Source organism: Desulfogranum marinum (assembly GCF_016918565.1).
Lineage (GTDB): Bacteria > Desulfobacterota > Desulfobulbia > Desulfobulbales > Desulfobulbaceae > Desulfogranum > Desulfogranum marinum.
Map to the genome: position 1 here is coordinate 1 of NZ_JAFFQD010000083.1, position 7,052 is coordinate 7,052.

The window sequence follows — 7,052 nt, forward strand, 5'->3', positions numbered from 1 at the left end:
CCGAAAACGATGGCCGGAATCGAATGGAATCCCTGGCCGGAATCAATTGGAATGGGTGGCCGGAATGAAATGGAATCACCGGCCGGAATCCCCTGGAATCAGTGGCCGGATTGCTCTGGAATACTCAGCCAAACCAATACGTTCAAGCGTATATGGTTTCTTCACGTATTGACCAGCTCCCATTTCTTGTGCTTTTTTGACTCTCCTCGTTTCAGAAAAACCACTGGCTATAATAGTTTTTTGCGCAGGGATAATCTGGCGGATGCGCTTATACGTTTCGAGGCCATCAATCCCGTGGTCCATGATCATATCCAACAATACCAGGTCAAAGGCCTTTTTCTGTAGATATTCAAGCGCCTCTTCACCACTGGCTACCGCCTCAACATTATAACCAAGAGTGGTAAGCATATCTCCGACAATTACCCGCTGATTCCTATCATCATCAACAAGCAAAATCGTCTCGCCGGTTCCGAGATATTCCTCAAGTTTTATTTCCTTGCATTGTGTGTCGAGAGGCTTTCGTGTAACGGGAAAGAAAAGTTTAAACGTAGTTCCTTTTCCTATCTCGCTCTCAATGTTTATATATCCGGAATGATCTTGAACGGTTCCCCAGACAACTGACATGCCCAAGCCAGTGCCGCTACGTCCCATTACTTTCTTGGTGTAAAACGGTTCAAAAATATGCTGAAGGTCTTCCGCTTCAATTCCTGATCCGCTATCAGCAACTGTAAGAATCACGAAATCGCCGGCATTTATCTCGTCATACCCTTTGATCGGCTTATCAACATATCGATTTTCAGTTGTAATCATAATTATACCATGATCCTTTATTGATTCTGCTGCGTTATTTACTAGGTTCATGATGGTCTTTTTCAAATGAATTACTGAACCTCGAATGTTCAGCAGATCCGGTTCAAGATGAGTTGATATGACCAGATTGGGGTTAAGTCGGGAAATGACCTGATATTCAGGTGATTTCATATAATCCCTGATGATATTATTTAGATTTAAAATTTTAGTGTGGGCGACTCCTCTTCGTGCCATAGTGAGGAGATCCTGTACTATCGCATCGGCCCTGTTACCAGATTCCTGTATTAATTTGAGAGGCTTATAAAGGGGGGATTCAGCACTTGTCTTCTGGAGTAATCTGGATAGCTAACTATACCGGAAAGTACGTTATTCAGATCGTGTGCCACTCCACCGGCAAGAAGTCCTAGTGCTTCCATCTTCTGGGACCGAGCCAACCGTTCCTGCAGATATTTTTTGTCCTTTGCAGCAATTTTCTGAGACGTGATATCGAGGGCTGTAAAAGTCACACCTCCGGAATAGTCTTCTTGGTCTATTGGAGAGGAACTCAAGAGAATATTAATAATTTCTCCGCTCTTCTTTTTCCATAAGGTTTCGATGGTCCCAGTCCCGCTCTCATCAATCTGTTTATATTTTTCTTTTCCTACTCTCTCATATTCTTCCAGCGAAGGATAAATCAGAATGGAGCTCTTCCCCAACAGTTCCTTCTCGGTGTAACCGACCATCAAACACAATTTTTTATTTACCTGGGTAAATACCCGATCAACAACAACTCCAATACCGGTAGGCGCGGCTCGAAAAACAGCACTCATAGTCGCTTCTCGTTGTTTGAGTAGCTCTTGAGTCTTGGTCCTAAAAATTATTTCTTTGCCAAACTCTGCATTTTTTGCTTTTAATTCAGCTGTTCTCTCTGATACTTGAGATTCCAGTGAGGCATACATCTCTTTGAGTTTGTCTCTCAATACGTTGAACCCCATAGCGATCTCACTAATTTCATCTTTTCCTCTCACAACGAGTGGCTCAAGTAAATTGGGATCGGTTTTATTTGCCTCATTTTTTAAATGATTTGCGATGTGGGTCAATCGCGTAGTCAGGATATTTTTGATGATCAGCATGATCGAAAACAGGAAGAGAGCCAGGGCCAACCCGGCCACGGATGTCTTGATCTTGAATTCATCCATGAACATTTCACTTATACGATTGGCGGGTATTGCGATCGTGTCAAGACCGACGACATCACCTAATGTTCGATGAAACCCAGCAACATTCCCATATTTATCTAAAATTGCTTTCGGAGCATTTTGCGGCTCTCCATGACAATTGAGACAAGCCTCCCGCATTCGGCGCGCACTGAAAAGTGCAAAGTATGGTTTCCCGTCAATATTGATATTACCTTGCCATTTCTGCATGTCTGGGTTGCGGTTAAACTTTTTGATCAAATCGAGCTCTTCAGGCCCCGCCAAATTGACTGGATTACGGGGATTATCCGATGAAAATTTGATAATAAATTCCGGGAACGCTTTACGCACATCCTCAAATATCGCACGAGAGACATAGGAAGTAGACATCGCTTCAGGGATAAATTCTTCTTCACCAACAAGCTTATACATCATTGGCCGGATATTCGAGGCGACATAGTTTCTGATTGAAAGGTTGAACTGTAAAGCCATCCTAGCCTCCTGTTCTACAACTTCATTCACCCTCACTTGAGTCAGGGTATATGTTTCATAGAGCAGGAAACAGGAATACATGACCCCAACAAAGCCTATTGACAACAGAAGTTTAGTAGCAATATTCCTCATTTCTCCCTCATGTGTTTATTGCGTGCTGCCTGTCCAGGATTTCTATATTCTAACAAGTCAAATACTAAGCAACGATACACTTACTACATAGTAGTATATGGTATACTTCGGCAAAAAATAAACAAAATATACCGATGGAAAATGATTACTATTGCTTGCTCAAACACAGAACATTTTTCTCGCCAACTGTACACGCTAAGTGCTCAACAGACACTTTATCCCACTCTCCCCCCTAGCACTGGAAATAGAGATGTTGTATAAGTAAATTTCACCGTGCAGCGGACAAGTTTTCCATCCTTTTGGGGTATCAGCCAAGAAAGCTTTGCGAATTCTAGCTACCCCTTGGAGGTAAATAATAAAAAATGGATTATTGCATGATGCGTTTATCTTAGTGTGACAAACCCCAGATAAATATGGCTGAAGTGTAGTTGTAATCACTACCTATTACGGGAGGCTCTATATGTCCAGTCAACAAACTACGCTTGAAACCCTAGAGCGGCTCAGAGAAGAGTCTGTAACCGCCGGCGGGCCCAAGCTGAAAGAGAAACAACATCAAAAAGGTAAATTAACGGCCAGAGAACGGCTGAATCTTCTCTTAGACAATAATTCATTTGAAGAATTTGATGTGCTCAAGGTTGGGCGTGGCGGCAACCTTGGTGACAGCACCACCTATTTGGGAGACGGTGTTATCACCGGGCACGGTACCATCGACGGCCGCGAAGTTTTTGTTTTCAGCCAGGATTTCACCATCATTGGTGGTTCGCTGGGCGAGGCGCATGCACAAAAAATATGTAAAGTAATGGACCTGGCTGTCAAGGTTGGTGCGCCGATCATCGGCTTGAATGACTCTGGTGGCGCGCGAATTCAAGAGGGGGTGGATGCCCTGGCCGCATATGGTGAAATTTTCCACCGCAATGTTCGTGCAAGCGGAGTTGTTCCTCAGATATCCTGCATTATGGGGCCCTGTGCCGGGGGTGCAGTATACAGTCCTTCAATCACAGATTTTGTATTTATGGTCGAGGACTCTTCCTATATGTTCGTTACCGGTCCAAGTGTGGTGAAAACGGTAACGCACCAGGATATTTCTTCAGAAGATCTCGGCGGAGCCAGTGTCCACTCAACAAAAAGCGGGGTAGCTCATTTTACCGTTGCCAATGATGTTCTTTGCCTCAGGGAAATACGTCGGCTGATCAGTTACCTGCCTTCCAACAACAAACAGCGTTCACCAATTCTCGACCTAAGCGATTCCCCTACACGAACCGACCCCGCACTGGATTACTTGATCCCCTCCAATTCGGCGGAAAGTTACGACATGCACGTCCTGATTAATTCCATCCTTGATGGTGCGGAATTCATGGAGGTGCACGGTAATTTTGCCCGCAACATTATCTGCGGTCTTGGCCGTCTGGGCGGACAAACAGTCGGTCTTGTCGCCAATCAGCCTGCTGTTCTGGCCGGCGTGCTTGACAACGATGCCTCTTTTAAGGCCGGACGTTTTGTCCGATTTTGCGACGCTTTCAACATACCACTTATTTCTTTGGTTGATGTCCCCGGCTTTATGCCGGGACCGGATCAGGAGCACGGTGGTATTATCAGGCATGGAGCCAAGCTGCTCTATGCTTTCACCGAAGCAACAGTCCCCCGAATATCCGTTATCGTCCGTAAGGCATATGGCGGTGCCTATCTGGTGATGAACTCCAAACATATCCACTGTGATGTCAACTTTGCATGGCCGACAGCAGAAATCGCCGTCATGGGACCAAAGGGAGCAGCAGAGGTTATCTACAGAAAGGAAATCGCAGCTGCCGAAGATCCGGACAAGGTGATAAACGAGAGGATGGAAGAGTATCGTGACACTTTTGCCAATCCATTCCTGGCAGCCCAGCGCGGTTATATCGATGATGTCATATTCCCGCGTGATACCAGGTCTCACCTCATCCGTACCCTGCAGATGCTCGACAGCAAACGTAGTGAGAAGGCTGATCGTAAACACGGCAACATTCCACTGTGAGGCAAACTATGTTTCAGAAAATACTTATCGCCAATCGAGGTGAAATTGCAATCCGTATTATCCGCACCTGTAACCGATTGGGCATCAGCACGGTTGCTGTTTATTCTGACGCAGATCATCGTAGTCTGCATAAACAGTTGGCAGATGAAGCCGTTCATATCGGAGAGTCTGCATCCCAGAAATCCTATCTTGTGATTGACAAAATTATCGAAGCAGCAAAAGCCACCGGTTGCGAGGCGATCCATCCCGGATATGGTTTTTTGTCGGAAAACAGTGCCTTTGCTCAAGCCGTAACCGAGGCTGGAATCACCTTTATAGGCCCCAGTCCGGAGGCAGTTGATGTGATGGGTGACAAGATCACCTCTAAAGATCTTGCCAAAAAAGCCGGAGTGCCGGTCATCCCAGGTCACATAGATGCCGTCAAGGATGATGAGGAAGCATTACGACTGGCCGAAGACATCGGCTATCCAATCCTTTTAAAACCGGCGGCAGGGGGTGGAGGGAAAGGGATGCGCATCGTCCACAGCCCGGAAGAAATGTCGACGGCACTTGCAGCAAGTAGGCAGGAGACCAAGAAAGCCTTTAACGATACCCGTATTTTTGTCGAACGGTATATCGAAAATCCACGGCATATAGAAATCCAAATCCTGGCCGATGAGCATGGTAATATAATACATCTTGGTGAGCGGGAATGTTCAATCCAACGCCGTTACCAAAAGGTGATTGAGGAAGCGCCCTCATCCGTTGTTTCACCTGAACTGCGTGCCGAGATGGGAAAAGCCGCCTGTGACCTCGCAACAAAAGCCGGCTACGTCAACGCCGGCACGGTCGAATTCGTTATGGGGCCGGATAAATCATTTTACTTTCTGGAGATGAATACCAGGCTCCAGGTTGAGCATCCGGTGACCGAGCTGGTGACCGGAATGGACCTGATTGAATGGCAGCTGCGCATTGCCTGCGGAGAGAAGCTGCCGCTCACCCAAGACCAAGTAAGAATAAACGGCTGGGCCATTGAAGCCCGCATCTGCGCCGAGGAACCGAGCCGTGATTTTATGCCGTCAACCGGCATGATCACCCGGTACTTTGCACCGCAGGGAGAAAACCTCCGTGTGGACAGTGGGGTAAACATTGGCAGCAGAATCGAGATGTTTTATGATTCCATGCTGGCCAAGGTGATCAGTTACGGCAAAACCAGAGAGGATGCCCGACTCAATCTGATTGAGGCATTGAACGGTTACCACATTGAAGGTGTCTCAACCAATATCGACTTTGCTACCAGTCTCCTTTGTCTGCAGGAATTTGCCGAAGGCGAGTTAAGTACCAATTTTATTGACCAGCATTTTTCAGGCGGCATCTGCAAACGTTCTCCATCGACTCAGTATCTACGACTTTGCGCTTTGGCCGCGACCCTTATTTATCACGTACGCACGGTTGCCGTCAGGGAATCGCTACGCCCTATGGTTTCGGAAATAGGCGGCAAGCATCATCCAGGAGTTAAACATGCCTATATGGTACGAACTGACGATGCTTCCTACGATGTCGTTCTTGAGGGGCCGATCATCAGCGGTCAGTCCATGACCATCAAGGTTGATGGGTTTGACCACAAAGTCATAATACCTGTTTTTGAGTTTTTCCGTAGGCGCCTGAAATTAATTATAAATAATCAACCTTATCGCTTCCGCCTAGTGGTCGACGATCAGTTCATGCATGTTTCGTTTAACGGTATATCCAAAATTTTTGAGGTATATTCACCACAAGAATGGGAAATGATGCAGTACATGCCGCGAAAAGAACAACGTAAGCAAAAAGATCTCCTCTTATGCCCTATGCCTGGTCTCGTTGTTGATGTAAAGACCGCTCAAGGGGAGCAGGTCTACAGGGGACAAGACCTCGTCATCCTTGAATCCATGAAAATGGAAAGTGGTGTCGCCTCCCCCATTGACGGCGTGATAGCAGAAATTCTGGTCGAAAAAGGACAAACCGTCGAAGCGGAGGAAATTTTGATACGATTTGAGAAGTGACTGGTCTGTACTCTTCTACTGAGCTTGAATAAAGAGTAAACACTCTTAAAATACCACGTCTTTGCAATATATGGGCACCTGCTCAATACGAGCAGGTGCCCTCCTTAGCGCATCCCATAGCGGAAAAAGGGGACAGAACTATTTATTGCCCTATTCCAGGAAATCCCGAGGTATTTTACTCCGTTTCAACCAAAACAGTTTGCGGATAATCCGCAGATGTTTACGTTAATACAGCCAACTCAAATATCTTTTTTCTGCTCTAATTTCAAAATTTCACATAATTCCTGTTTATACGTAACAAAGTGAAAACCGCATAAAGTGTTATAATGCGGTCATTAACATCCTGTTTTTTCAACAAAGAAAAAGGAGGACTCGATGACCGAAACAACAGGTATACGCCAAGACGTACTA

Annotated in this window: 4 protein-coding genes; 2 read left to right on the forward strand and 2 right to left on the reverse strand. The window is 46.0% G+C overall.

Annotation, left to right across the window (positions count from 1 at the left end):
- Positions 1–75: 75 nt before the first annotated feature.
- Together JWH17_RS22470 and JWH17_RS22475 are read right to left on the reverse strand one after the other, a co-directional pair.
- A complete protein-coding gene (locus JWH17_RS22470; RefSeq protein WP_205224947.1) occupies positions 76–981 on the reverse strand; it encodes a response regulator in 906 nt (301 codons plus the stop codon).
- A gap of 113 nt (positions 982–1,094) precedes the next feature.
- Positions 1,095–2,609, reverse strand: coding sequence for a c-type heme family protein (locus tag JWH17_RS22475; RefSeq protein WP_205224948.1), 1,515 nt, complete (start codon positions 2,607–2,609; stop codon positions 1,095–1,097).
- A 460-nt stretch (positions 2,610–3,069) separates the two neighbouring features.
- Between JWH17_RS22475 and JWH17_RS22480 the strand changes: the two genes are divergently transcribed.
- Positions 3,070–4,620: an acyl-CoA carboxylase subunit beta gene (locus JWH17_RS22480; protein WP_205224949.1), complete on the forward strand. Its 1,551-nt coding sequence runs from the start codon at positions 3,070–3,072 to the stop codon at positions 4,618–4,620.
- A gap of 8 nt (positions 4,621–4,628) precedes the next feature.
- Positions 4,629–6,641 (forward strand): acetyl-CoA carboxylase biotin carboxylase subunit, encoded by a 2,013-nt coding sequence (gene accC / locus JWH17_RS22485; RefSeq protein ID WP_205224950.1) that lies wholly within the window; start codon positions 4,629–4,631, stop codon positions 6,639–6,641.
- Positions 6,642–7,052 lie beyond the last annotated feature (411 nt).

Coding starts and splice junctions, on each gene's coding strand:
- JWH17_RS22470 (WP_205224947.1), bottom strand. CDS start 981: ATGAAATCACCTGAATATCAGGTCATTTCCCGACTTAACCCCAATCTG.
- JWH17_RS22475 (WP_205224948.1), bottom strand. CDS start 2,609: ATGAGGAATATTGCTACTAAACTTCTGTTGTCAATAGGCTTTGTTGGG.
- JWH17_RS22480 (WP_205224949.1), top strand. CDS start 3,070: ATGTCCAGTCAACAAACTACGCTTGAAACCCTAGAGCGGCTCAGAGAA.
- accC (WP_205224950.1), top strand. CDS start 4,629: ATGTTTCAGAAAATACTTATCGCCAATCGAGGTGAAATTGCAATCCGT.